The organism is Enterobacter cloacae complex sp. HYC074_NIDB, from assembly GCF_056673345.1.
Genome location: NZ_CP114214.1, coordinates 4,345,710 through 4,371,402 on the forward strand (window position 1 = coordinate 4,345,710; position 25,693 = coordinate 4,371,402).

Here is a 25,693-nt window from a genome sequence, read left to right on the forward strand (position 1 = left end):
ATTACATTCCTGAAGTCAGCGAGATAAACAGCGGCAGCGACAGGATACACAGTACGGAGCTTAACAGCAGCACGGCTTCAGCATCCGGCGACTGCACGCCAAAGCGGTTACCGAACACCACGCCAAAGAAGCCCGCGGACAGCGCAATCATCAGGATGGCGGTGATCGCCACGGAGCCGTGCAGACCGAAGATTAAAACGATACCCCAGGCAATCGCTGGCTGGATCAGCAGCTTGGCGATAGTAGAAGTGATCACCATGGTGTTGATCTGAAGCTTACGCGCGGAGAGGATCACGCCGGTCAGGAACAGCGCCGCAGCGGTCGCGGACAGTCCCAGCGGTTTAATCGCCGCCAGCACCAGCTCCGGCATTTTGATGCCGATAGCGGACAGGATCACACCCAGCAGCGGGCCCATCACGATCGGTTTTTTAATGGAGCGCCACATCAGCACCGGCAGCATGGAAAGCGTTGAACCGGAGTTATTGCCTTCGGCGCGGGCTTTCTCACGCTCCAGAATCAGCAGGCAGAACGGGGTCATCAGCACCGAACCACAGGCGATGGAGACCGCCACGGAGAGAGAAGTAGAAGAACTTTCACCCAGCACGCTGCCCAAAATCGGCAGGCCGAGCGCCGCATAGTTTGGCAAGGCGACGGTGAGCGTCAGCACGGCCGCATCCTGCGGGGATTTTTTAAATACGTTTGTCGCGAGGAAGTAGATGACCGCATAGGTGATCCACATCGCCAGAGTGAGAACCAGGATCAGCGGCGACTGCGCCACGATGCCGGTCCACGGGGTTTGCACGGTGGCGCTGAATAGCGCGGCCGGGAGTGCAAAATCCATCACGAAGATATTCAGCAGGGAAACATTTTTGTTATCGACCATCTTTGCCTTACCGGCCCAGAATCCCAGCAGCATGATGACGAAAATCGGTGCAAGAGCATGAACAATTACGTAAGTCATAAATCACCTGTAGTAAAAAAGTTTAAGCACTGGCGCGATGTTTATTATTTTCAGGATGCAGGTTCCCGCGTGGACGCAACGGGCGCGCCCACGGGGTGATGCATCTGGCAGGTCTCTTTTTACTTACCAGCTGGCTCGCATACGTTCACGTACGAGCGCTGAGCTGCGGCGGTTGTCAGCACCCAGACGGTTTTTCAACGTGGTGTCCTGACGAGCGTCACTGATGGCCTGTTGCAGGGTGGTTTTCACCCGCGTCAGATCGCTTTCGGAAGGGGCATCCGGATTGCTGATATCCAGCAGGTCGGAAAGCAGCCCCAGCGTGGCGTAGTTGCTGATGTCGTACGCCATTGGCGGAATGGTTGCCGCCAGTTTTTCCAGCGCCTCAACGGTACGCAGCGTAATGCGCGCCGCAGACTCTTTGCCCATGGCGTGGATCAGCACGCCTTTATCGTTGAAGGCAATCAGACGGTTAGCCTGGTAGCCGTGCGCCAGAAACGCGCCGGACATGGCCTTACCGACGATAAGACCAATCACCGGATGACCTGCCAGCCGCGCATTAGCGTAGGCGGCAGCGGCGCCGGCCAGCGCCTGGTGGATGCCAAACGCCTCTTCGCGACGGCCATAGGCCTGGCTTGGGACGTCGATTACCGCCACAATCGGGCGCTTCACGGCTTTATCTGCATCAGCGGCAACGGTTTCGCTGACCACTTTTGCCAGCGTCCAGCCTTCCAGCAGGCCGACTTCCCCTTGCGCCGCGCGCGGGAAGTGGTTGTTGGCGTCCGGCACCACGGCGACAAAACGCACCGTTTCACCGTTCAGCTCGCCGTCTGCGGCCTGCACGGACGGGCATAACCCCTCCAGACGTTTCGCGTTCGGGGCCAGAGTTTCCAGCCAGAGTTCGCCACGGCTAATTGAGTTAGTCATCATTTCACCTCCCGGGCAAAAAGCGCTTTAATCTGTTCGGCATCGGCCTGTTTGCGGGTGTCGAAATTCGTCAGACGGTTCAGGTAATCGTCGTAGTTATCGGTGCGATGTTTCGCCGGTACGCCTTTGGCGATGGCTTCGTTCATCGCGGCTTTCACCGCGTTCACGCCGTCGCCCACCAGCGCGTCCACCAGCCCGCTTTCATAGCGCACTTCGCCGCCGGTCATGCTCCAGATAAACGGACGATCGCGGGAGTCATACTCTTCAATGCCCGCTTCCTGCTCGATAACCTGCGGACCGTTGAGGCCGAGCCGCGCTTCGCGGGTCACAATCAGGTAGCTGCACAGCGCCGCGGCGATAGACATCCCACCGAAGCAGCCCACGGTCCCGGCGACAATCCCGACGACCGGGGTATAGCGACGCAGGTCAACGATCGCGGCGTGGATATCGGCAATCGCCGCCAGGCCGAGGTTGGCTTCCTGCAAACGTACGCCGCCGGTTTCGAGGCACAGTACCGCCTGAGTCGGAATGCCGTTGCGGTTATCTTCCGCCGCCAGCTCCAGCGCTGCCGCCATTTTGGCGCCGGACACTTCGCCCATGCTGCCGCCCTGGAAGGTGCCTTCAATCGCCACCACCACCGCAGGCTGGCCGTTGATGGTCCCTTTCGCGACCACCATGCCGTCATCGGCCTGAGGAACAATCCCCTGTGGCCCAAGCCACGGAGAGATAATGCCTTCAAACGGATCCAGCAGTTCGCGGTAGCTGCCGTCGTCGAGCAGCGCCTGCGCACGCTGGCGCGCTTTTAATTCGATAAAGCTGCTGTCATCACGCATGGTTCACCCCTTCAAAAACCTGTTCGATACGAATGCGTGCCACGCCCGGCGTCGCGCCGAAGTCGTGGATGGTCAGCTTACCTGCGGGCAGGCTGCTGACGGTTTGCAGGCGGTTGAACAACGCCTCCCAGCGCCCGCGGCTGTTGTCGACGGAGGTGGTGATATCAATGGTTAAGGTCTGGCCCGGTTCGGCGGTGAAAAGCACCTCCATATCCCCGGAACCGACTACCCCTGCCAGCGCCCTGCCGCTTACTTCGCGGCTGGCGGGCACGGTCAATGTGATTTTTTCCATAACATCCTCTTAATGCTTTGAATAGGGCGTTTCGACGCGGTCAAGAAACAGCGTGGCGGCAAGCAGGTCTGCGGCTCCGCCCGGCGAGGCGTTAAGCGCCAGCATCTGACGGTCTAACCGCGCCAGCGCCTGCTGCCCGGCGAGCGTTGCGCATCCTCCGGCGTTCAGCACTGCACGGGCGCCGTTCTGCATGGCGTCCAGCCCCTCCATGCCGGCGCGCGACAGCACGCAGGTGTCGGTGAGCGAGGTCATGATCGCCATCAGCGCGTCGAGTCTGGCCTGCGTTTCGCTGCTGCCGTTGAGACGGCTGAGGCGAAGCTGCGGCAGCGCGCGCTGCATGATGTGCGGAAACGCCTGCTGAGCCTCTTCACGCGCACCCGGTACACGGTAGCGGTGCGTGACGCGTAACCCCTTGCTGAACACTTTCGGCGCCACGTCATCCGGCAGCTTCGCCAGCTGAGCGGCGGTGTTCGCGACGGTTTGCGCCCGGGCATCGCCGCCCAGCATCGCCACCGCGCTCACCAGCAATCCCAGCGCCCAGATCGCGCCACGGTGCGTGTTCACGCCGTCGGTAGCGGCCATCATCTGCCGTTCACCTTCGCGACCCAGGCGGCCAACGGTTTGCCGGAGGGCAATATCCGCCGGACGCTGCCAGCTCTGCTGTGCCAGCGCCTGAAACGTGGGGGTCAGGCTGCGAGCGGAGCGCTCCATCAGCGCAAGCGATAAATCGTGGTGCGCGCCGTTCCCCCGGCTGTCCACCAGACCGGGTTTCGGGCTTAAACGTGCTTCGTCAATCAGACACTGCGTGGCGGTTCGCGCCAGCCATTCGGCACCGCCTTCAACCTGGATCTGGGGCAGAAGTTTCATTACCAGCTCCGGAATTTCGCAGGTGGGTTATACAGACCACCGGACCACTCAACGAGGTCAGCCACGCTGCCCGCAGCCAGCAGAGAGCGAGTGGCATCGGTACGACGAATGCCCATATCTTCCGGATACACAACCTTGCCGCTCTGGCGCAGTTCCGCCACGCGTTTGGCGTCAACGCCCAGACCGATATCGGTGATACCCGCCACGGCGGCGACCATGGCGCGACGCTCTTCCAGATTTTTCGCCCGGTAGAGGTAAGCAATCCCCTCTTCCGTCAGCACGTGGGTGACGTCATCGCCGTAAATCATGACCGGCGCCAGCGGCATACCGGAGGCTTTCGCGACGTCAACAGCGTCGAGTTTTTCCACGAAGGTTGGCTTCACGCCCGCCTGGAAGGTTTCCACCATCTGTACAACCAGCTTTTTACCGCGCTGCATCGGGTCAGGCTCGGTGATCATGTTCAGCCAGGCCGGTGTGGCGTGGCGACGACCGTGCGGATCGTGGCCCATGTTTGGCGCGCCGCCGAAGCCGGAAAGACGGCCGCGGGTCACGGTTGAGGAGTTAGCGTAACCGTCGACCTGTAGCGTGGAACCGATAAACATATCGACCGCGTACTGACCAGCCAGCTGACAGAAGGCGCGGTTAGAGCGCATGGAGCCGTCAGCACCGGTAAAGAACACGTCCGGACGAGCGCGGATGTACTCTTCCATCCCCAGCTCGCCGCCGAAGCAGTGGACGCTCTCCACCCAGCCGCTTTCGATGGCCGGGATCAGCGTTGGATGCGGGTTCAAAGTCCAGTGTTTACAGATTTTGCCTTTGAGTCCGAGCTGTTCGCCGTAGGTTGGCAGCAGCAGCTCGATCGCTGCGGTGTTAAAGCCAATCCCGTGGTTCAGGGACTGCACCTGGTGTTCGGCGTAGATGCCTTTAATCGCCATCATCGCCATCAGGATGTGTTCCTGTTTGATCAGGCGTGGGTCGCGGGTGAAAAGCGGTTCGATAAAGAACGGCTTATCGGCAACCACCACAAAATCAATCCACGAGCCCGGAATATCCACACGCGGAAGGTCGCACTCGTCATCCACCAGCTCGTTCACCTGCGCGATGACGATGCCGTCGTGGAACGCGGCGGCTTCCACCAGCGCCGGGGTATCTTCGGTACTCGCCCCGGTATAGAGGTTGCCTTTGCGGTCCGCTTTAAAACCGGCAATCAGCGCCACGTTTGGCGAAAGGTCGACGTATAAACGTGAGTAGAGTTCGATGTAGGTGTGAATCGCCCCGATTTCGAGCTGACCATCCTCCAGCAGCTGCGAAATGCGCAGGCTTTGCGTACCGGAGAAGGAGAAGTCGAGCTTGCGGGCGATGCCTTTCTCAAAGATGTCCAGATGTTCGCTGCGGCCCACGCTCGGCATGATCATATGCAGATCGTGCACGATTTGCGGGTTCACTTCCGCCAGTGAACGGGAAAGGAAATCCGCCTGCTTCTGGTTGTTGCCTTCCAGAACGACTTTGTCGCCTGGTGCGATCAGTTTTTCCAGCATGGCGACAAGATCGCCGGTTGGCAGTACCTTGCCCTGCACCGGTACGGACGCCAGACGACGCGCTTTCTCACTGCGTCGGGTGTTCCATTGCCGGGTGGGTGTTTGCCCAGATAACATTATTAACCTCCTGATTCAGCACATCATTCTGATTTGCTTAACGTTGAGTAAAGTGTGCGCTCTGGTGAGAAAGGCATCAATTAAGCGTAGAGGCAAATCATTAGCCTGAGAGTAATAATCGAGGTAAATATTTGTGATCGGGATCAGTTCATGTTTCGGAAAAACGGGCTAAACGGGGTACAATTCGGAAGGTATAGTTAATTTCTGACAAGAATCAGCATCGCCCTTATGACCCAAATCATTCCCTCAGACTTCGACATTGCAGCCGAAGAGAGCGCAGAGTTCGTGCCCATGCGCGGTGTGGCTAACCCTCACCTGCAAACCATGCTGCCGCGCCTGATCCGCCGCAAGGTACAGTTCACCCCGCACTGGCAACGCCTGGATTTGCCGGATGGCGACTTTTTGGATCTCGCCTGGAGCGAAGATCCGGATCGGGCCAGACATAAACCCCGTCTGGTAGTGTTTCACGGTCTGGAAGGCAGCCTGCACAGCCCTTACGCACACGGACTCATTGAGGCGGCGAAAGCCCGCGGCTGGCTTGGGGTGGTGATGCATTTTCGCGGATGCAGCGGCGAGCCTAATCGTCAGAAACGCATTTATCACTCGGGTGAAACCGAGGACGGCACCTGGTTCCTGCGCTGGCTAAGAGACAATTTCGGCGAGGCGCCAACGGCAGCGGTGGGGTATTCGCTGGGCGGCAATATGCTGGCCTGTCTGCTGGCGAAGGAGAGCGACGCCGTACCGCTGGATGCGGCGGTGATTGTCTCTGCGCCGTTTATGCTGGAGCAGTGCAGCTATCATATGGAAAAGGGCTTTTCGCGAGTGTACCAGCGCTACCTGCTCAACCTGCTGAAAGCCAACGCCGCGCGCAAGCTGAAGGCCTATCCGGATACGCTGCCTGTGACGCTGCAACAGCTCAAACGCGTGAAGCGCCTGCGCGAGTTTGATGATTTGATCACCTCGAAAATTCACGGTTTTGCCGATGCGATTGACTATTACCGTCAGTGCAGCGCCATGCCTTTACTGAATCAAATCACGAAACCCACGCTGATTATCCACGCCAAAGATGATCCGTTTATGGATCATCACTCGATCCCGGCGCCCGATCATCTGCCGGCCAACGTGGAGTATCAGCTCACCCAATTCGGGGGACACGTCGGTTTTGTCGGCGGCACGCTGCGTCGGCCAAAAATGTGGCTTGAGACGCGTATTCCCGACTGGTTAACGGCCTATCTGGACGGTAAAAAATGATTATTCCCTGGCAGGATCTCTCTCCCGACACGCTCGATAATCTGATTGAAAGCTTTGTCTTGCGCGAAGGCACCGATTATGGTGAACATGAACGTTCGCTTGAACAAAAGGTCAACGATGTTAAGCGCCAGCTTAAAAGCGGCGACGTGGTGCTGGTATGGTCCGAACTGCATGAGACGGTCAATATCATGCCCCGCAACGCGTTTCATGGCTGATCTTTACACTTTTCCAGTCAGGGAGTTGCTATGTCTGCCAGACATCCGGTTATTGCCGTTACGGGTTCGAGTGGGGCGGGAACCACTACCACCAGCCTCGCCTTCCGCAAGATCTTCGCCCAGCTTAACTTACGGGCGGCCGAGGTAGAAGGCGACAGCTTTCACCGCTACACGCGCCCGGAGATGGATATGGCCATCCGCAAGGCGCGCGATCTGGGTAAACACATCAGCTACTTCGGCCCGGAGGCCAATGACTTCGGCCTGCTGGAGCAAACCTTCCGTGAATACGGGCAAAGCGGTACCGGGCAGTCCCGCAAGTATCTCCACACCTACGATGAAGCCGTGCCCTGGAACCAGGTCCCCGGCACGTTCACGCCCTGGCAGCCGCTGCCGGAACCGACTGACGTGCTGTTTTACGAAGGATTGCACGGCGGCGTGGTGACGCCTCAGCACGACGTGGCGCGCCACGTGGATTTGCTGGTGGGGGTGGTGCCGATTGTTAACCTTGAGTGGATCCAGAAGCTGACGCGTGACATGAGCGAGCGCGGCCATTCGCGAGAGGCGGTCATGGACTCGGTGGTGCGCTCCATGGAAGATTACATCAACTTCCTGACGCCGCAGTTCTCCCGAACCCACATTAACTTCCAGCGCGTCCCCACCGTGGACACCTCCAACCCGTTCGCCGCAAAAAGCATCCCTTCCCTGGACGAGAGCTTTGTGGTGATCCACTTCCGCAACCTGGAAGGCATTGATTACCCCTGGCTGCTGGCGATGCTACAAGGTTCGTTTATTTCGCACATGAATACGTTAGTGGTGCCCGGGGGAAAAATGGGGCTGGCAATGGAACTTATCATGACACCGCTGGTGCAGCGGCTGATGGAAGGAAAGCAAATCGCGTGAACATGTTCCCTCTCCCCGTGGGCTGAGGGTTCCCCAGAAAAATGAAAAGCACGATGAAGTGTGATCTACTGGTTGCGCTAACAAATCAGAAGAGACCTCATCGTGCCTTTACAGACAGTCTGCCAGAAATTTTTCTCCGCGTCTTTACCGGACATTCACAGCTTTCGGGTTAATGTCCTTGTTTCCATGGCTGTTGCCCTCACCCACGGCGCCAGACTGACCCTGACCAGCCTGGGACGAACCCTGCCCGGCAGGGCGCACGTCAAAAATAAAATTAAACGGGTTGACCGTGCCCTGGGCAATACCGCTCTCCAGCGTGATATTCCCCGTATTCAGCACCACCTCACACATGCCATCACCTCCGTGATGCCCTTCTGTGTTATCGCTGTCGACTGGACAGGCTGGCATGACAGGAACTGGCATCTTCTGCGGGCAAGCCTGCTCTGTAATGGTCGTTCACTTCCTCTTATGAGTGAGGTGGTTCCCGCAGAGCTGGCGCAGAACAGCGATGTACAGTGTCGCTTCCTTGACCGCCTCCATGATGCCATCCCGAAAGATAAAGCCGTCACCGTCATTACGGATGCCGGCTTCAGAACAGACTGGTTCCGGCATGTCAGCCAGCTGGGCTGGAGCTTTACCGGCAGGGTCAGGGGCTGCATCAGCTTCCGGCTGGACGGAGAAAAAAAGTGGATGAAAATCAGCGAGCTTGAGGCCTCCGGGCAACCGGTCTGCGTGGGGCACGGTGTCCTGTCCCGTAAACCACGTACGCCCTGTTACGGACGGTTTTATCTGCACAGGCGCCCGGAAGCAGGGCGTCATGGAAAGGGCGGAATGCCAAAAACACAGCGGGAACACCGCAGCAGCGCACGGGAGCCGTGGCTGCTGTTCAGTAATGCAGAAGGTCTGGAGCCACACCAGATAATGGCGCTGTACAGCCGCAGAATGCAGATAGAACAAAACTTCCGGGACGACAAGAGTCCACGCTTCGGGTTCGGTCTGAGGCTGAGCCGGAGCCAGGGAAAAGGACGACTGGAAGTACTGAATATGGTGGCGGCGATGGCAAGTCTGGTGATGTGGCTGGCAGGCTACAGGGCCGAAAGACAGTGCTTACACAGGCACTATCAGGCAAGCAGCGTCAGGCATAAACGGGTTCTGTCCTACCTGAGTCTGGCAGAAGAAGTGATCCGGCATGAGCCTGATAAAGTAAGGCGACTGAATATAGGTAACGAGATGAAAAAGCTGGGAAAAGAGTACAGTAATATGGTCATGGTGGCATGACCATATTACTGGGGATCCCTCAGCCCCGTGGGAGAGGGTTAGGGTGAGGGCATCAACACGCACGATGCCCCAATAATTAAGCCTCTATCACTTCATACGAATGGGTGATGTTTACCGCTTTCTCCAGCATTAACGCCACAGAGCAGTATTTCTCCGCAGACAGGTCAACCGCACGCGAGACCGCCGCATCCTTCAGTTCTTTGCCGGTGACGATAAAGTGCAGATTAATATGCGTGAACAGGCGTGGCGCCTCTTCGCGACGTTCTGACGTCAGCTTCACTTCACAATCGGTCACGCCATGACGGCCTTTTTGCAGGATCGACACCACGTCGATCGCGCTGCATCCGCCCGCCGCCATCAGCACCATCTCCATCGGGCTTGGCGCTTTATCGCCGGAGTTGCCATCCATCAAAACCTGATGCCCGGAAGCAGACTCGCCCAGGAACGTTAACCCTTCAACCCATTTCACACGCGCTTGCATATTCACTCACTCCAACGTTGCATTTTTTATGACAGATTACGTGTACGTTACATTTCTCGCAACGGAAGGCGACCTGCGTCATGCTGAAGCGAGACACCAGGAGACACGCGGCGAAAGCTATGCTAAAACACTCTGGATGCTACAGTAATACATTGACGTTACACATGTATGCAGAGGACATCAAACTTTACTGGCTGCGAAACGTTACGACAGCCGACTTCCCAGGTATGGGTAAGAATTCGATTGCAACCCCAGAGTCCGGATGCATCTTATGACTCTGGTGACAGCTTATAACAGAGGATAACAGCGCATGGTGCTTGGCAAACCGCAAACAGACCCGACTCTCGAATGGTTCTTGTCTCATTGCCACATTCATAAGTACCCATCAAAGAGCACGCTGATTCACCAGGGTGAAAAAGCGGAAACGTTGTATTACATCGTTAAAGGCTCGGTGGCCGTGCTGATCAAAGATGAAGAAGGGAAAGAGATGATCCTTTCTTATCTGAACCAGGGCGATTTTATCGGTGAACTGGGCCTGTTTGAAGAAGGCCAGGAACGTAGCGCCTGGGTTCGTGCAAAAACAGCATGTGAAGTGGCTGAAATTTCTTATAAGAAATTCCGTCAGCTGATTCAGGTCAACCCTGACATCCTGATGCGTCTCTCTTCCCAGATGGCACGCCGTCTGCAAGTGACCTCTGAGAAGGTAGGTAACCTCGCCTTCCTGGACGTAACCGGTCGTATCGCGCAGACGCTGCTGAACCTGGCGAAACAACCAGACGCCATGACTCACCCTGACGGTATGCAAATTAAAATTACCCGCCAGGAAATCGGTCAGATCGTCGGCTGCTCCCGTGAAACAGTGGGCCGTATCCTGAAGATGCTGGAAGATCAGAACCTGATCTCCGCCCACGGTAAAACCATCGTGGTTTACGGGACCCGTTAATTCCGGTCAAACGGCGTGCCGCCGCAGGGTGGCACGCCGTTTTTGTCTCTACTCCTCATGTGGCGCAGGCTGATCTATCACCCGGAAGTTAACTACGCACTGCGACAAACGCTGGTGTTGTGTCTTCCCGTGGCCGTGGGCCTGATCCTCGGACATCTTCAGCAAGGCCTGCTGTTTTCCCTCGTGCCCGCCTGCTGCAACATTGCCGGTCTGGATACGCCCCATAAACGCTTTTTTAAACGTCTGATTATTGGCGGCTGCCTGTTTGCCGGCTGTAGCCTTGCCGTACAGCTCTTACTGGCCCGCGACATTCCTCTGCCTCTGATCCTGACCGTGCTGGCGATGACGCTCGGCGTCACCGCCGAAATCAGCTCGCTACACGCCCGCCTGCTTCCCGCGTCGCTGATTGCCGCCATCTTCACCTTAAGCCTTGCAGGCAACATGCCGGTGTGGGAGCCATTGCTGATCTACGCCCTCGGCACGCTGTGGTACGGGCTGTTTAACTGGTTCTGGTTCTGGCTGTGGCGGGAACAGCCGCTGCGCGAATCCCTGAGCCTGCTCTACGTGCAGCTTGCTGAATACTGCGAAGCAAAATACACCCTGCTCACTCAACATACCGACCCGGAAAAATCCCTGCCGCCGCTACTGGCGCGCCAGCAAAAAGTGGTGGATCTGATCAGCCAGTGCTATCAGCAGCTGCACATGCTTGCCGCCAACAAAAATCATGAATACAAGCGGCTGCTGCGAATCTTCCAGGTCGGGCTGGATTTGCAGGAGCATATCTCCGTCAGCCTTCATAATCCGGAAGAGGTGCAAAAGCTGGTGGAGCGCAGCCATGCAGAAGCGGTGATCCGCTGGAACGCGCAGACCGTCGCGGCCCGCCTGCGAGTGCTGGCTGACGATATCCTCTATCACCGCTACCCGACGCGCTTTAACATGGACAAACAGCTCGGCGCGCTGGAAAAGATTGCGCGTCAGCACGCGGATAACCCGGTCGGGCAATTTGCTGCCTGGCATTTCAGCCGCATCGCCCGGGTGTTACGCACCCAGCGCCCGCTTTATGCCCGCGACCTGATGGCCGATAAGCAAAAACGGCTGCCGCTGCTGCCCGCGCTCAAAAGCTATCTTTCACTGAAATCTTCTGCCCTGCGCAATGCCGCACGGATCAGTGTGATGCTGAGCATCGCCAGCCTGATGGGAATGGCCCTGCACCTGCCGAAACCCTACTGGATCTTAATGACCGTACTGTTTGTTACCCAGAACGGCTATGGCGCCACGCGGGTGCGCATTCTGCATCGGGCGGGCGGCACGATGGCGGGGCTGATTATCGCGGGCGTGACGCTGCACTTCCACGTGCCGGAGGGCTATACCCTGGCCGGTATGCTGGCAATCACGCTGGTGAGCTATCTGATTATCCGCAAAAACTACGGCTGGGCGATGGTGGGCTTTACGGTGACGGCGGTGTATACCCTTCAACTGCTCACGCTTAACGGGGAACAGTTTATTATTGCCCGTCTGGTCGATACGCTGATTGGCTGCCTGATCGCCTTTGGCGGCATGGTCTGGCTGTGGCCGCAGTGGCAGAGTGGGCTGTTGAGGCAGAACGCCCACGACGCGCTGGAAGCTGACCAGCAGGCCATTCGTCTGATCCTGAGCGATGACCCACAACCCTCTCCGCTGGCCTACGAGCGCATGAAGGTCAACCAGGCGCATAACGCCCTGTTTAACTCCCTTAACCAGGCCATGCAGGAGCCGGGCTTTAACGCGCACTATCTGGCTGACATGAAGCTGTGGGTCACGCACAGCCAGTTTATCGTCGAGCATATCAATGCCATGACGACGCTGGCGCGGGAGCACACGATGCTGACGCCGGATCTGGCGCAGCGCTATTTGCAGTCGTGTGAAATTGCGTTGCAGCGCTGTCAGCAGCGCCTGGAGTATGATGCACCGGGCGAGTCAGGGGATTCGAACATTCTGGAAGCGCCGGAGACGCTGACCCATGGGCCGATGAGCACCCTTGAGCAGCATTTACAGCGCGTTCTCGGCCACCTGAACACCATGCACACCATTTCGTCGGTGGCATGGCGTCAGCGCCCGCATCACGGAATTTGGTTAACGCGCCGGTTAAAACGAACCGCGTATTAGCCGCTGACGATCTTCGCGACCGCCGCGGCAAAACGGGTTAATCCGTCTTCGATGTCTTTGTCTTCCACCACAAGCGATGGCGCAAAGCGCATCACGTCCGGCCCGGCATTGAGCACCATGACGCCTTCGTGCGCGGCGGCGTGCAGGAAATCGCGCGCGCGGCCTTTATACTGAGGCTTCAACTCGGCGCCAATCAGCAGCCCCATTCCGCGGATTTCGCTGAGGACATCAAACTGTTCGTCAATCTGCTGAAGATGTTTCACAAACAAATCGCGTTTCGCATTCACGCCATTCAGGACGTCCGGCGTATTAATGATATCGAACGCCGCACCCGCCACGGCACACGCCAGCGGATTACCGCCGTAGGTGGAGCCGTGTGAGCCCACATGAAATGCGGAAGCGATATCCTGGGTAGTGAGTACCGCACTGACCGGGAAACCGCCGCCGAGCGCTTTCGCGCTGGTCAGAATATCCGGCGTTACGCCGTAGTGCATATAAGCGAACAGATCCCCGGTACGACCCATCCCACACTGCACTTCATCAAACACCAGCAGCGCCTGGTGCTCGTCGCACAGTTCGCGCAGCCCTTGCAGAAATTCCGGGGTGGCCGCCGTGACGCCGCCTTCCCCCTGAATGGGCTCGACCACCACGGCACAGGTGTGATCGTCCATCACCGCTTTAACGGCGTGCAGATCGTTAAACGGCACGTGGATGATATCCGCAGGTTTCGGACCAAAGCCGTCGGAATACTTCGGCTGGCCGCCCACGGAAACGGTAAAGAACGAGCGACCGTGGAAGGCGTTATGGAAGGCGATGATTTTGGTTTTGTACGGACTATGACGCGTGGTTGCGTAGTAGCGCGCCAGCTTAAAGGCGGTTTCGTTGGCTTCGGTGCCGGAGTTCATAAACAGCACGCGTTCGGCGAAGGTGGCATCGATGATCTTACGCCCCAGACGCAGCGCCGGTTCGTTGGTGAACACGTTGCTGGTGTGCCACAGCGTTTCGCCCTGCGTTTTCAGCGCGTCCACCAGCGCAGGATGGCAATGGCCCAGTGCCGTCACCGCAATACCGCCTGCGAAATCAACATACTCGTTGCCCTGCTGATCCCAGACGCGGCTGCCTCTCCCTTTCACCGGGATAAACTCAGCCGGTGCATAAATCGGCAGGATCACTTCATCGAATGTCGCGCGGGTAATTGCTGGTTGTTCGGTTGCCATGTCATGACCATCCATTTTTATGTCACAGTTATTGTGAAAATATAATCACAAAATATGCATAAAAAATCACAGCAAGGCAACCGATATTCAGCGATTAAGGAAATTGGCCAGCAGCGCGTGCCCCTGTTCGCTGAGAATGCTTTCCGGGTGGAACTGCACACCTTCCAGATCGTACTCGCGGTGGCGAATGCCCATGATCTCCTGCGTCTCGCTCCAGGCGGTAACCTCAAAGCAGGCCGGCAGGGTCGGCGGATCAATAATCAGAGAATGGTAGCGCGTCACGGTTAACGGATTGTTTAGCCCCAGGAATGCGCCGGTACCGGTGTGTGTGATCGGTGAGGTTTTGCCATGCATGACTTTCGCGGCACGGACAATGGTGGCGCCAAAGACCTGCGCAATGGCCTGGTGACCCAGGCAGACGCCCAGAATCGGCAGTTTGCCCGCATAGTGTTGGATTACCGCCAGCGAGATGCCGGACTCCGACGGGGTACACGGCCCGGGCGAAATCACGATTTTCTGAGGTGCCAGCGCGTCAATGTCATCCAGCGCGATCTCATCGTTACGGCGGACAACCACCTCTGCCCCCAGCTCGCAAAAATACTGGTAGAGGTTCCAGGTAAAGGAATCATAGTTATCAATCAGCAGAATCATGGCGGCTCCTGAAAAAATGGCCGCCCTATTTTACGCAGATTCCCGCGCTTCGCTCACAACTTTGGCGAAGATGACGTTCAGGGCGGTCAAATCCCCCATCGCCCCGCTCTGGTTGGCGGCAGCCCAGTCGTCCGGGTCGATCCCCTGCCAGTTCAGCACGTAGCCCGCATGAATAGCCAGTTGTTCAAAGAAGATCCGCTGGGCCACGCCATTACCGCTCATAAACGGATGTAGCATGTTGATTTCACAGTAGTAATGACTAATTCTGTCTGTAAACTCTTCTTTCTGAAGGCCTACCAGATATTTATCACTTTCCAGCGAAGCCATCAGCTCATTACCCACTTTCTCGATGTACTCGAAATGGCAAAAAGGAATGTCGCCCTTGGAAATATCGGCGGTGCGCAGCTCGCCCGCGCCTTTCATTTCGTTGCGGAATAAATGGCGGTGAATAAGACACAGATGGGGTAAACCCGGTGCGGAAGGCCCCAGTTCCAGCGTCTCGATATCGGGTTCAGCGGGCCCCTTACCTTTTTCAAGGAGGCAGCTGGCCTGAAAATTGACACTACGTTGTTGCTCCCAGAGACGGGATTTTTGCTTGTCGGTGAGTTTTTTCACTACGCCTCCCTGAATAGTCCGTTTGCCACAAGTATAAGCAGCAAAACGCGCTTTCGCAGGGAGGGCGGAAAGACACGGGCAGGATATGCCCGTGTGGACGAACGATTACGGCAGCACTTTCGCGGAGAGAATGACGACAGGCTTAGTCGGCACATTCTGGTATGGACCGACATCGTGAGTCTGAACCTGAGAGATCTTATCCGCCACGTCCATGCCTTTCACCACTTTGCCAAACACCGCGTAGCCAAAGTCGCGCTGACCGTGGTCCAGGAAGGCGTTATCAGCCACGTTGAGGAAGAACTGGCTGGTGGCGCTGTCTTTGTCCGCCGTACGCGCCATCGAGATGGTGCCGCGCTTGTTCAGCAGGCCGTTGTCAGCTTCATTTTTGATGGGCGGGTTAGGCTGTTTCTGCTGCATCTGCTCGTTAAAACCGCCACCCTGAATCATAAAGCCCGGGATCACGCGGTGGAATGTGGTGTTGTTATAAAAACCACTGTTCACGTAGTCGAGGAAGTTTTTCACCGAAACAGGGGCTTTCTGGCTATCCAGCTCCAGCTCAATATTCCCCGCAGAGGTAGTCAGCAGGACGTGAGGGTCTCCTTTGGCTGCCAGCGCAGCAGGGGAAACGGCAGAAAGAGCAAACACAGCTGCAACAGCCGCCAGTGTTGATTTGAGCATGAGAATTCCTTAACAAAGCGCAGTATAAAAAGCGAATGGCTTGATTCTAAAGAGCAGTATGAACCCAGACCAGTCTTTTACCTAATTTTACCAAATTGAAACAATTATTACCGCGCAAACGATTGTTCATCCCGCAACATAATGTGATCTGCATCACGTTAAAACCTGCAATTGTGCTCAAAATTTTCTGAAAAGATTTAATTAGATCACTTTCGCGACTAAAATCTGCCCGCTCAAACGCAGTCATTGCGTTTTTCTTTACTTTTAACAGGCCAGACATGACTAACAGCAATCGCATCAAGCTCACATGGATCAGCTTCTTCTCTTACGCCCTGACCGGCGCGTTGGTGATCGTCACCGGGATGGTGATGGGAAATATCGCAGACTACTTCCAGCTGCCCGTTTCCAGCATGAGTAACACCTTCACCTTCCTGAACGCGGGGATCCTGATCTCTATTTTCCTTAATGCATGGCTGATGGAAATCGTGCCGCTGAAAACGCAGCTGCGTTTTGGCTTCGTGCTGATGGTTGCCGCCGTGGCGGGCCTGATGTTGAGCCACAGCATCGCCCTCTTCTCTGCCGCCATGTTCGTACTGGGCCTGGTGAGCGGGATCACCATGTCGATCGGTACGTTTCTGATTACGCACATGTATGAAGGCCGCCAGCGCGGCGCACGTCTGCTGTTCACCGACTCCTTCTTCAGCATGGCCGGGATGATTTTCCCGATGGTCGCCGCGTATCTTCTGGCGCGCAGCATTGAGTGGTACTGGGTATATGCCTGCATTGGTCTGGTCTATGTCGCGATCTTTATTCTCACCTTCGGCTGCGAGTTCCCGGTGCTGGGCAAAAAAGCGCAGACTACATCCGAGCCGGTTGCGAAAGAAAAATGGGGTATCGGCGTACTGTTCCTCTCCATCGCCGCGCTGTGTTACATCCTCGGCCAGCTGGGCTTTATCTCCTGGGTTCCAGAGTATGCTAAAGGTCTGGGCATGAGCCTGAACGACGCGGGTAAACTGGTGAGCGATTTCTGGATGTCTTACATGTTCGGCATGTGGGCATTTAGCTTTATCCTGCGCTTCTTCGACCTGCAACGGATCCTGACCGTTCTGGCGGGTCTGGCGACCGTGCTGATGTATCTGTTCATCAACGGTTCCCCGGAGCATATGCCGTGGTTCATCCTGACCCTGGGCTTCTTCTCCAGCGCGATTTATACCTCGATCATCACCCTTGGCTCTCTTCAGACCAAAGTGGCCTCGCCAAAGCTGGTGAACTTTGTGCTGACCTGCGGCACCATCGGCACCATGCTGACCTTCGTGGTCACGGGCCCGATTGTTGCGCACAGCGGCCCGCTGGCGGCGCTGCATACCGCTAACGGTCTATACGCCGTGGTGTTTATCATGTGCTTCGTGCTGGGCTTTGTGACCCGTCACCGTCAACACAACCCGTCAACAGCTACCCACTAATCGCCATAACCCCTTTGCGTGCTGCAAAGGGGTTTCCCCCTGCTCACCCGCCCTGCCCGCCGATGGGTAAAAACCCCATTAATTTTGTGCGAAAAACGAACAAGCACAAAAATCAAACAATATCCGTCACTTATAAAAATCCTGACAAATCATAGATATACCCCCTAAGGGGTAGGTGAAGGCGTATTTGATTTGCATCAATAAGTGCCCCTGCTGAATCGTTAAGGTAGGCAGTAATAGAAAAGAAATCGAGGCAAAAATGAGCAAAGTCAGACTCGCTATCATCGGTAACGGCATGGTCGGCCACCGCTTTATTGAGGATCTTCTCGATAAAGCCGATGCTGAGCAGTTCGATATTACCGTGTTCTGTGAAGAACCCCGCAAGGCGTACGACCGTGTGCACTTGTCTTCCTACTTCTCCCATCATACCGCCGAAGAGCTCTCTCTGGTGCGTGAAGGTTTCTACGAGAAGCATGGCGTAAAAGTGCTGGTGGGCGAACGCGCTATCACCATCAACCGTCAGGAAAAAGTGATCCACTCCAGCGCCGGCCGTACGGTTTTTTACGATAAGCTGATCATGGCGACGGGCTCGTATCCGTGGATCCCGCCGATTAAAGGCTCGGAAACGCAGGATTGCTTCGTTTACCGTACCATTGAAGATCTCAACGCCATCGAATCCTGTGCGCGTCGAAGCAAACGCGGCGCGGTTGTTGGCGGTGGCCTGCTGGGTCTGGAAGCGGCAGGCGCGCTGAAAAACCTCGGCGTTGAAACCCACGTTATCGAATTTGCCCCGATGCTGATGGCCGAACAGCTCGACCACATGGGTGGCGATCAGCTGCGCCGTAAGATCGAAAGCATGGGCGTGAAAGTTCACACCAGCAAAAACACCAAAGAGATCGTTCAGGAAGGGACTGAAGCACGCAAAACCATGCGCTTTGCCGACGGCAGCGAGCTGGAAGTGGACTTCATCGTCTTCTCCACCGGTATCCGCCCGCGCGACAAGCTGGCAACGCAATGCGGTCTGGCCGTCGCGCAGCGCGGTGGGATCATGATTAACGACACCTGCCAGACCTCCGACCCGGATATTTACGCCATCGGCGAATGCGCCAGCTGGAACAACCGCGTATTCGGCCTGGTCGCGCCTGGGTACAAAATGGCGCAGGTCGCCGTTGACCATATCCTCGGCAGCGAAAACGCCTTCACCGGCGCAGACATGAGCGCCAAGCTGAAGCTGCTGGGCGTGGACGTGGGCGGTATTGGCGATGCGCATGGTCGCACCCCGAACTCCCGCAGCTATGTTTATCTGGACGAAAGCAAAGAAGTCTACAAACGTCTTATCGTCAGCCAGGACAACAAAACCCTGCTCGGGGCGGTGCTGGTGGGCGACACCAGCGACTTCGGCAACCTGCTCCAGCTGGTATTGAACGCCATTGAGCTGCCGGAAAACCCGGACGCGCTGATCCTCCCGGCGCACGCCTCCAGCGGTAAGCCGTCCATCGGTGTGGATAAACTGCCGGACAGCGCGCAAATCTGTTCCTGCTTCGACGTCACCAAAGGCATGCTGATCTCCGCCATTAACAAAGGCTGCCACACCGTTGCGGCGCTGAAGGCGGAAACCAAAGCCGGGACCGGCTGCGGCGGCTGTATCCCGCTGGTCACCCAGGTGCTGAACGCCGAGCTGGCAAAACAGGGCATTGAAGTGAACAACAACCTGTGCGAGCACTTCGCTTACTCTCGCCAGGAGCTGTACCACCTGATCCGCGTGGAAGGCATTAAGTCCTTTGACGAACTGCTGGAGAAACACGGCCAGGGCTATGGCTGTGAAGTATGTAAGCCTACTGTTGGTTCGCTACTTGCGTCCTGCTGGAACGAATATGTGCTCAAACCAGAACACACTCCGCTTCAGGACACCAACGATAACTTCCTGGCCAATATTCAGAAAGACGGGACTTACTCGGTGATCCCGCGTTCTGCCGGGGGGGAAATCACCCCTGAAGGGCTGGTCGCCGTGGGCCGTATCGCCCGTGAGTTTAACCTGTACACCAAAATCACCGGTTCCCAGCGTATCGGCCTGTTCGGCGCGCAGAAAGATGACCTGCCGGAAATCTGGCGTCAGCTGATTGAAGCGGGCTTTGAAACCGGTCACGCGTACGCCAAGGCGCTGCGCATGGCGAAAACCTGCGTGGGCAGCACCTGGTGCCGCTACGGCGTGGGCGACAGCGTGGGCTTCGGCGTAGAGCTGGAAAACCGCTACAAAGGCATCCGTACGCCGCACAAAATGAAGTTCGGCGTCTCAGGGTGTACCCGCGAATGTGCGGAAGCGCAGGGTAAAGACGTGGGTATTATTGCCACCGAGAAAGGCTGGAACCTGTACGTGTGCGGCAACGGCGGGATGAAACCGCGCCACGCGGACCTGCTGGCGGCGGATCTCGATCGCGACACGCTGATTCAGTATCTCGACCGCTTCATGATGTTCTACATCCGTACCGCCGATAAGCTGACCCGTACCGCCTCCTGGCTCGATAACCTCGAAGGCGGCATCGACTACCTGAAGTCGGTCATTATCGACGACAAGCTGGGCCTGAATGAACAGCTGGAATCCGAGATGACTCGACTGCGCGAGGCGGTGATCTGCGAGTGGACCGAAACCGTGAACACGCCAGCGGCGCAGACGCGCTTCAAACACTTTATCAACAGCACCCAGCGCGACCCGAACGTGCAGGTGGTGCCGGAGCGTGAACAGCATCGTCCAGCGACCCCGTATGAACGTATTCCGGTGATGCTGGTGGAGGAAAACGCATGAGCCAGTGGGTAAACATCTGCAATATTAACGACATTCTGCCAGCAACCGGCGTCTGTGCCCTGCTGGGCAACGAGCAGGTGGCGATTTTCCGTCCTCGCCACGATGAACAGGTCTATGCCATCAGCAATATCGACCCGTTCTTCGAGGCCAGCGTGCTCTCCCGCGGTCTGATTGCGGAGCACCAGGGCGAGCTGTGGGTTGCCAGCCCGCTGAAAAAGCAGCGCTTCCGCTTAACCGACGGACTCTGCATGGAAGATGAAAGCTTCTCGGTCAAACACTACGACGTCCGCGTGAAGGACGGCGAGGTGCAGCTGAAAGCGTAACCTCTCGCCTTTTCAATAGGAAAGGCTTATGACCCCTTATGGGTAACGGCAGGAAAAACCGTATGTTCTGTACGATTCCTGCTGTTATCCTGACGTCAATTCTTCCCCCGCCATGAATGCTGTGAGGTAACGTCGTGGATCACCTGCCGATTTTTTGTCAATTACGCAACCGCGACTGCCTGCTCGTGGGCGGCGGCGATGTGGCTGAACGCAAGGCGCGCCTGCTGTTAGAGGCGGGCGCCCGACTGACCGTTAACGCCCTCACCTTCGCCCCACAGTTTGACGTCTGGGCGCAGGAAGGGATGCTCACCCAGGTGCAGGGCGAATTTGATGAATCCCTGCTGGATACCTGCTGGCTGACCATCGCCGCAACGGATAACGATGACGTTAACCAGCGCGTCAGCGACGCCTGCGAAGCGCGCCGCATCTTCTGTAACGTGGTGGATGCGCCGAAAGAGGCGAGCTTTATCATGCCGTCGATTATTGACCGTTCACCGCTGATGATTGCGGTGTCGTCCGGTGGCCGCTCGCCCGTTCTTGCCCGTCTGCTGCGGGAAAAACTGGAAGCCGTGCTGCCGCAGCATCTTGGTCAGATTGCCCAATACGCCGGAGAGCTGCGCTCCCGCGTGAAGCAAACCTTCGCAACCGTGGGCGAACGCCGTCGCTTCTGGGAGAAGTTCTTTGTCAACGACAGGCTGGCGCAGTCCCTTGCCAATCAGGACACCAAAGCCGTTGAAGAGACGACCGAACAGCTCCTGAGCGAGCCGCTGGACCATCGCGGTGAAGTGGTACTGGTGGGCGCAGGTCCCGGCGATGCGGGCCTGCTGACGCTGAAGGGTCTCCAGCAGATCCAGCAGGCGGACATCGTGGTGTATGACCGTCTGGTCTCTGATGACATCATGAATCTGGTACGCCGCGATGCTGACCGCGTGTTCGTCGGCAAACGGGCAGGTTATCACTGCGTACCGCAGGAGGAGATCAACCAGATCCTGCTGCGGGAAGCGCAGAAAGGTAAGCGTGTGGTGCGTCTGAAAGGGGGCGATCCCTTTATCTTTGGTCGCGGCGGCGAGGAGCTGGAAACTCTCTGCAACGCGGGCATTCCATTCTCCGTGGTGCCGGGTATTACGGCGGCATCCGGCTGTTCTGCCTATTCCGGCATTCCGTTAACCCATCGCGACTATGCCCAGAGCGTGCGCCTGGTGACGGGCCACCTGAAAACCGGCAGCGAGCTGGACTGGCATAATCTGGCCGCTGAAAAGCAGACGCTGGTCTTCTACATGGGGCTAAATCAGGCAGCCACGATTCAGGCGAAACTGCTGGAGCACGGCATGGAAGCAGATATGCCGGTCGCACTGGTGGAAAACGGCACCGCCATTACGCAGCGCGTGGTCGATGGCGTGCTGACGCAGCTGGGTGAGCTGGCGCAGCAGGTTGAAAGCCCGGCGCTGATCGTGGTGGGCCGCGTGGTAGCACTGCGTGAAAAACTGAACTGGTTCTCCAGCCACTAACGCACAATCTCTCTCCCGGGAGTAGTCTTGAAGCGGACTACTCCCTTCTTACCTCAATCGATAACATACCGCCCGCGTAATGGAACTTTTCCATTTATTCCCTCGTGTTACATCCAATTTTTTGATTTTATTGACAAGGAATGCGTATGTTCAAACTGGCTAAAGCTGCCGTACTGGTCGGCCTGTTAACAACTCTGACGGCCTGCACCGGTCACGTTCAAAATACTAAAAATAATTGCAGCTACGATTACCTGCTGCATCCGGCGATCTCCATTTCGAAGATCATCGGCGGTTGCGGCCCGGCGGCACAGCAGTAAGCGTTTTTCAGGCGTAAAAAAACCGGGAATTTCCCGGTTTTTTTATTGAGTCCGTATTTGTCGGGTGGCGGCTTAAGGTTTCGCCACAAACCCAATCGCCTCGTACACCGCTGTCAGGGTTTCCGACGCGCGCGCGCTGGCTTTTTCTGCGCCCTCTTTCATCACTTTTTGCAGGAAAGCTTCGTCGTTACGGTAACGGTGATAGCGCTCCTGCAACTCGGTCAGCATGCCGGAAACGGCGTCTGCCACTTCGCCTTTCAGGTGGCCGTACATCTTGCCTTCAAAGTGTTTTTCCAGCTCAGGGATGCTCTGTCCGGTCACACCGGAGAGAATGTCCAGCAGGTTGGATACGCCCGCTTTGTTCTGCACGTCGTAGCGCACCACTGGCGGCTCATCGGAGTCGGTCACCGCACGCTTGAGCTTTTTCACCACCGATTTCGGATCTTCCAGCAGGCCGATAACGTTGTTGCGGTTATCGTCAGACTTGGACATCTTTTTGGTCGGCTCCAGCAGCGACATCACGCGCGCGCCGGATTTCGGAATAAACGGCTCAGGCACTTTGAACACGTCGCCGTAAAGCGCATTGAAGCGCTGGGCAATATCGCGGCTCAGCTCCAGGTGCTGCTTCTGGTCTTCACCCACTGGCACCTGGTTGGTCTGGTACAGCAGAATGTCGGCCGCCATCAGCACCGGATAGTCAAACAGACCGGCGTTGATGTTCTCAGAGTAGCGCGCAGACTTATCCTTGAACTGGGTCATGCGACTCAGCTCGCCGAAATAGGTGTAGCAGTTCAGCGCCCAGCCCAGCTGCGCGTGCTCTGGCACGTGAGACTGAACGAAAATGGTGCTCTTCTCGGGATCGATACCGCACGCCAGGTACAGCGCCAGCGTATCGAGCGTTGCTTTGCGAAGCTTCTCGGGATCCTGACGCGCGGTGATAGCATGCAAATCCACGATGCAGTAAATGCAGTGGTAGTCATCCTGCATGCTCACCCACTGACGTAACGCACCCATGTAGTTACCAATGGTCAGTTCACCTGAAGGCTGTGCGCCACTAAAAACGATGGGCTTAGTCATTATTCAATTCCTGATGTTCACTGTGCGAGAGCCCGAGTGCGGGCAACAAATCTTTGAAGTGGTCGAACACAACGTCCGGCTCACTCAGCGTAATGGCTTCACCGTAGTTGTAGCCGTAGGTCAACCCAACCGACGGGCAACCTGCCGCTCTGGCAGCCAGAATATCATTGCGGGAATCGCCGACAAAGAGCAGCTCCGCAGGCGTTAAGGATAATTTTCCTGCCACCAGCAATAGCGGTTCCGGATGCGGCTTTTTATTCTGCACGTCATCGCCGCCCACAATTACGGAGAAGTATTTCGCGATATCCAGCGCTTCCAGCAGAGGCGCAACGAACGGTGTCGGCTTGTTAGTCACCAGCCCCAGCGGGATGCCTTTAGCATATAGCGCGCTCAGCGTTTCAGCGACATCCGGGAACAGGAAGCTGCCCTCTTCGACGGTCTCTTCGTAGAAACGGTCGAACAGTTTGCGCAGAATACGCTGCTGCTCATCCTGGGGAATATCCGCGTGGTCAACACTCGGTTTACCTTGCGCGGAACGCTGAGAGGCACGCTCCTGACGAGCCCAGGTCAGCGCGCGCTCCATCAGCACGTCTGCACCGTTACCAATCCACGTCACGACGCGCTCTTCGCCTGCAACGGGGAGTTCAAGGGCATACAGCGCCTGATCGACGGCGCTGGTTAATCCTGGCGCGCTGTCGACCAGCGTGCCGTCGAGGTCAAATGCTACACCCCGAATAGCCTGCAATTTATCCATGACTTACCTTCGCCAGTTCACGGCGCATTTCATCAATGACTTTTTTGTAATCCGGTTGATCGAAGATGGCGGAGCCTGCGACGAACATATCCGCCCCTGCCGCCGCAATCTCACCGATGTTATTGACCTTCACGCCGCCGTCCACTTCCAGACGAATATCATAGCCAGACTCATCGATACGGCGGCGCACTTCACGCAGTTTGTCAAGGGTCTGAGGGATAAATGACTGACCACCAAAGCCCGGGTTGACGGACATCAGCAGGATCACGTCCAGCTTGTCCATCACGTAGTCGAGATAGCTCAGCGGGGTCGCCGGGTTAAAGACCAGCCCCGCCTTACAGCCGTTCTCTTTGATCAGCTGTAGCGTGCGGTCAACGTGTTCGGAGGCTTCCGGGTGGAAAGTGATGATGCTGGCACCCGCCGCGGCGAAATCGGGTACGATGCGGTCAACCGGTTTCACCATCAGATGCACGTCAATGGGCGCGGTGATCCCGTAGTTACGCAGCGCTTTAAGCACCATCGGACCGATGGTCAGGTTGGGAACGTAGTGGTTATCCATAACGTCGAAATGGACGACATCCGCGCCAGCCGCGAGAGCTTTGGCAGTGTCTTCACCCAGGCGGGCAAAATCGGCCGACAGAATTGAGGGGGCAATCAAAAACTGTTTCATCCGCATCTCCTTGAAATGTGTTTACCGGCGGGCAAAGGCTCAGGGTCGATAAAGCGCCAGAAGTTCGTCCACCTTTTTACGTGTGCCGCCGTTGCTGCTAATGCTACGCCGCACTTTTACCTGAAAATGCTTCGCGGCTTTGTACCATTCGCGCGTATCAGGCGTGTCGTGATTCGAAATTAACACCGGAATTCTTTTGCTGACCAGCTTTTCCGCCATCTCAGCCAGACGAGCCTGCTCGGCCGGGCTGAAGCTATTGGTGTGGTAGGCGGTGAAATTTGCCGTGGCAGACAGCGGCGCGTAAGGCGGGTCACAGTAGACCACCGAGTTTACGCCCGCCAGCTCCATGCACTCTTCATATGAGAGACAGTAGAACTCGGCATTCTGCGCTTTTTCAGCAAAGTGATACAGCTCGTCCTGCGGGAAATAGGGACGCTTATAGCGGCCAAACGGCACGTTAAACTCGCCACGCAGATTATACCGGCACAGACCGTTGTAGCCATGGCGGTTGAGATAAAGAAACAACAGCGCGCGACGGAACGGATCCTGGCTTTGATTAAACTCAGCGCGGAACTGATAGTAGACGTCCGGGTTGTTGTTCTCTGGCGTAAACAGCTTCCGTGCCTCTTCCACATACTCATCGGTACGCAGTTTGACGATGTTATAGAGGCTAATAAGGTCGCTGTTGATATCCGCCAGGATATAACGAGAAAAATCGGTATTCAGGAACACCGATCCAGCGCCCACGAAGGGCTCGATAAGACACTCGCCTTTCGGCAGGTGCTTTTTAATATCGTCGAGCAGGGGGTATTTCCCCCCTGCCCATTTCAGAAAAGCGCGATTTTTTTTCATGCTGACTAACTGATTACACC

Annotated in this window: 26 protein-coding genes; 11 read left to right on the forward strand and 15 right to left on the reverse strand. The window is 56.7% G+C overall.

Annotated features, from left to right (window positions below):
• Position 1 precedes the first annotated feature (1 nt).
• The 6 genes from O1724_RS21215 to mdcA all read right to left on the reverse strand — a co-directional run bounded on the left by O1724_RS21215 (position 2) and on the right by mdcA (position 5,532).
• The gene (locus tag O1724_RS21215; RefSeq protein ID WP_032660605.1) at positions 2-961 is read right to left on the reverse strand and encodes an AEC family transporter; all 960 of its coding nucleotides are present in this window, start codon (positions 959-961) and stop codon (positions 2-4) included.
• Positions 962-1,084: 123 nt separating this feature from the next.
• Positions 1,085-1,885 carry a biotin-independent malonate decarboxylase subunit gamma gene (mdcE, locus tag O1724_RS21220; RefSeq protein WP_003861675.1) on the reverse strand — a complete coding sequence of 267 codons (801 nt, stop codon included), beginning with the start codon at positions 1,883-1,885 and terminating at the stop codon, positions 1,085-1,087.
• Positions 1,885-2,718, reverse strand: coding sequence for a biotin-independent malonate decarboxylase subunit beta (locus tag O1724_RS21225; RefSeq protein WP_003861672.1), 834 nt, complete (start codon positions 2,716-2,718; stop codon positions 1,885-1,887). Before O1724_RS21225 ends, mdcE begins: the two co-directional genes overlap by 1 nt.
• Positions 2,711-3,010 (reverse strand): malonate decarboxylase acyl carrier protein, encoded by a 300-nt coding sequence (gene mdcC / locus O1724_RS21230; RefSeq protein ID WP_000411786.1) that lies wholly within the window; start codon positions 3,008-3,010, stop codon positions 2,711-2,713. The genes O1724_RS21225 and mdcC overlap by 8 nt, the downstream gene beginning before the upstream one ends.
• Positions 3,011-3,019: 9 nt before the next feature.
• Positions 3,020-3,877 (reverse strand): triphosphoribosyl-dephospho-CoA synthase, encoded by an 858-nt coding sequence (locus O1724_RS21235; protein ID WP_003861671.1) that lies wholly within the window; start codon positions 3,875-3,877, stop codon positions 3,020-3,022.
• Positions 3,877-5,532 carry a malonate decarboxylase subunit alpha gene (gene mdcA, locus O1724_RS21240; RefSeq protein ID WP_126297449.1) on the reverse strand — a complete coding sequence of 552 codons (1,656 nt, stop codon included), beginning with the start codon at positions 5,530-5,532 and terminating at the stop codon, positions 3,877-3,879. Before mdcA ends, O1724_RS21235 begins: the two co-directional genes overlap by 1 nt.
• Positions 5,533-5,760: 228 nt before the next feature.
• On the opposite strand from mdcA, the gene O1724_RS21245 reads away from it, so the two are divergent.
• From O1724_RS21245 to O1724_RS21260, 4 genes are all read left to right on the forward strand, one after another.
• The gene (locus O1724_RS21245; protein WP_045330091.1) at positions 5,761-6,783 is read left to right on the forward strand and encodes a hydrolase; all 1,023 of its coding nucleotides are present in this window, start codon (positions 5,761-5,763) and stop codon (positions 6,781-6,783) included.
• Positions 6,780-6,998: a YheU family protein gene (locus tag O1724_RS21250; RefSeq protein ID WP_014171926.1), complete on the forward strand. Its 219-nt coding sequence runs from the start codon at positions 6,780-6,782 to the stop codon at positions 6,996-6,998. Before O1724_RS21245 ends, O1724_RS21250 begins: the two co-directional genes overlap by 4 nt.
• Before the next feature lie 30 nt (positions 6,999-7,028).
• Entirely contained in the window at positions 7,029-7,898 is an 870-nt protein-coding gene (locus O1724_RS21255) for a phosphoribulokinase (RefSeq protein WP_003861663.1), read from the forward strand.
• Between the two features lie 186 nt (positions 7,899-8,084).
• Positions 8,085-9,176, forward strand: coding sequence for an IS4 family transposase (locus tag O1724_RS21260; protein ID WP_227661289.1), 1,092 nt, complete (start codon positions 8,085-8,087; stop codon positions 9,174-9,176).
• Between the two features lie 76 nt (positions 9,177-9,252).
• On the opposite strand, the gene O1724_RS21265 is transcribed toward O1724_RS21260, so the two are convergent.
• Positions 9,253-9,657 (reverse strand): OsmC family protein, encoded by a 405-nt coding sequence (locus O1724_RS21265; protein WP_045345632.1) that lies wholly within the window; start codon positions 9,655-9,657, stop codon positions 9,253-9,255.
• A gap of 310 nt (positions 9,658-9,967) precedes the next feature.
• Here O1724_RS21265 and crp point away from each other — a divergent pair, with 310 nt between their 5' ends.
• Positions 9,968-10,600 carry a cAMP-activated global transcriptional regulator CRP gene (gene crp / locus O1724_RS21270; RefSeq protein WP_000242758.1) on the forward strand — a complete coding sequence of 211 codons (633 nt, stop codon included), beginning with the start codon at positions 9,968-9,970 and terminating at the stop codon, positions 10,598-10,600.
• Positions 10,601-10,657: 57 nt separating this feature from the next.
• Positions 10,658-12,745 (forward strand): YccS/YhfK family putative transporter, encoded by a 2,088-nt coding sequence (locus O1724_RS21275; RefSeq protein WP_045345633.1) that lies wholly within the window; start codon positions 10,658-10,660, stop codon positions 12,743-12,745.
• Here the strand turns inward: O1724_RS21275 and argD are convergent.
• From argD to ppiA, 4 genes are all read right to left on the reverse strand, one after another.
• Positions 12,742-13,962 carry a bifunctional acetylornithine/succinyldiaminopimelate transaminase gene (argD, locus tag O1724_RS21280; RefSeq protein WP_176691014.1) on the reverse strand — a complete coding sequence of 407 codons (1,221 nt, stop codon included), beginning with the start codon at positions 13,960-13,962 and terminating at the stop codon, positions 12,742-12,744. The two genes, O1724_RS21275 and argD, sit on opposite strands and share 4 nt — an antisense overlap.
• Before the next feature lie 87 nt (positions 13,963-14,049).
• Entirely contained in the window at positions 14,050-14,613 is a 564-nt protein-coding gene (gene pabA, locus O1724_RS21285) for an aminodeoxychorismate synthase component 2 (protein WP_003861654.1), read from the reverse strand.
• 30 nt (positions 14,614-14,643) lie between these two features.
• Positions 14,644-15,228 carry a putative adenosine monophosphate-protein transferase Fic gene (locus O1724_RS21290; RefSeq protein WP_003861652.1) on the reverse strand — a complete coding sequence of 195 codons (585 nt, stop codon included), beginning with the start codon at positions 15,226-15,228 and terminating at the stop codon, positions 14,644-14,646.
• A 105-nt stretch (positions 15,229-15,333) separates the two neighbouring features.
• Entirely contained in the window at positions 15,334-15,906 is a 573-nt protein-coding gene (gene ppiA / locus O1724_RS21295) for a peptidylprolyl isomerase A (RefSeq protein ID WP_003861649.1), read from the reverse strand.
• Between the two features lie 278 nt (positions 15,907-16,184).
• On the opposite strand from ppiA, the gene tsgA reads away from it, so the two are divergent.
• The 5 genes from tsgA (at position 16,185) to O1724_RS21320 (ending at position 22,320) form a co-directional block, all read left to right on the forward strand.
• Entirely contained in the window at positions 16,185-17,369 is a 1,185-nt protein-coding gene (gene tsgA / locus O1724_RS21300) for an MFS transporter TsgA (protein ID WP_023314943.1), read from the forward strand.
• A gap of 259 nt (positions 17,370-17,628) precedes the next feature.
• Positions 17,629-20,172 (forward strand): nitrite reductase large subunit NirB, encoded by a 2,544-nt coding sequence (gene nirB / locus O1724_RS21305; RefSeq protein WP_045349836.1) that lies wholly within the window; start codon positions 17,629-17,631, stop codon positions 20,170-20,172.
• Positions 20,169-20,495 (forward strand): nitrite reductase small subunit NirD, encoded by a 327-nt coding sequence (nirD, locus tag O1724_RS21310; protein WP_015571429.1) that lies wholly within the window; start codon positions 20,169-20,171, stop codon positions 20,493-20,495. Before nirB ends, nirD begins: the two co-directional genes overlap by 4 nt.
• A gap of 134 nt (positions 20,496-20,629) precedes the next feature.
• Positions 20,630-22,003, forward strand: coding sequence for a siroheme synthase CysG (gene cysG, locus O1724_RS21315; protein WP_040118178.1), 1,374 nt, complete (start codon positions 20,630-20,632; stop codon positions 22,001-22,003).
• A gap of 146 nt (positions 22,004-22,149) precedes the next feature.
• Complete coding sequence (locus O1724_RS21320; protein ID WP_003861638.1) at positions 22,150-22,320, forward strand: YhfL family protein; 171 nt, start codon at positions 22,150-22,152, stop codon at positions 22,318-22,320.
• 72 nt (positions 22,321-22,392) lie between these two features.
• Here O1724_RS21320 and trpS read toward each other — a convergent pair whose 3' ends face one another.
• From trpS to dam, 4 genes are read right to left on the reverse strand one after another with little or no spacing between them, the layout of a single operon-like run.
• Positions 22,393-23,397 carry a tryptophan--tRNA ligase gene (trpS, locus tag O1724_RS21325; RefSeq protein WP_022651949.1) on the reverse strand — a complete coding sequence of 335 codons (1,005 nt, stop codon included), beginning with the start codon at positions 23,395-23,397 and terminating at the stop codon, positions 22,393-22,395.
• The gene (gene gph, locus O1724_RS21330) at positions 23,390-24,151 is read right to left on the reverse strand and encodes a phosphoglycolate phosphatase (RefSeq protein WP_045345636.1); all 762 of its coding nucleotides are present in this window, start codon (positions 24,149-24,151) and stop codon (positions 23,390-23,392) included. The genes trpS and gph overlap by 8 nt, the downstream gene beginning before the upstream one ends.
• On the reverse strand, positions 24,144-24,821 hold the full coding sequence (gene rpe / locus O1724_RS21335; RefSeq protein WP_003861634.1) for a ribulose-phosphate 3-epimerase: 678 nt from the start codon (positions 24,819-24,821) through the stop codon (positions 24,144-24,146). Before rpe ends, gph begins: the two co-directional genes overlap by 8 nt.
• A gap of 39 nt (positions 24,822-24,860) precedes the next feature.
• Entirely contained in the window at positions 24,861-25,673 is an 813-nt protein-coding gene (gene dam, locus O1724_RS21340) for an adenine-specific DNA-methyltransferase (RefSeq protein ID WP_003861633.1), read from the reverse strand.
• Between the last annotated feature and the right edge of the window lie 20 nt (positions 25,674-25,693).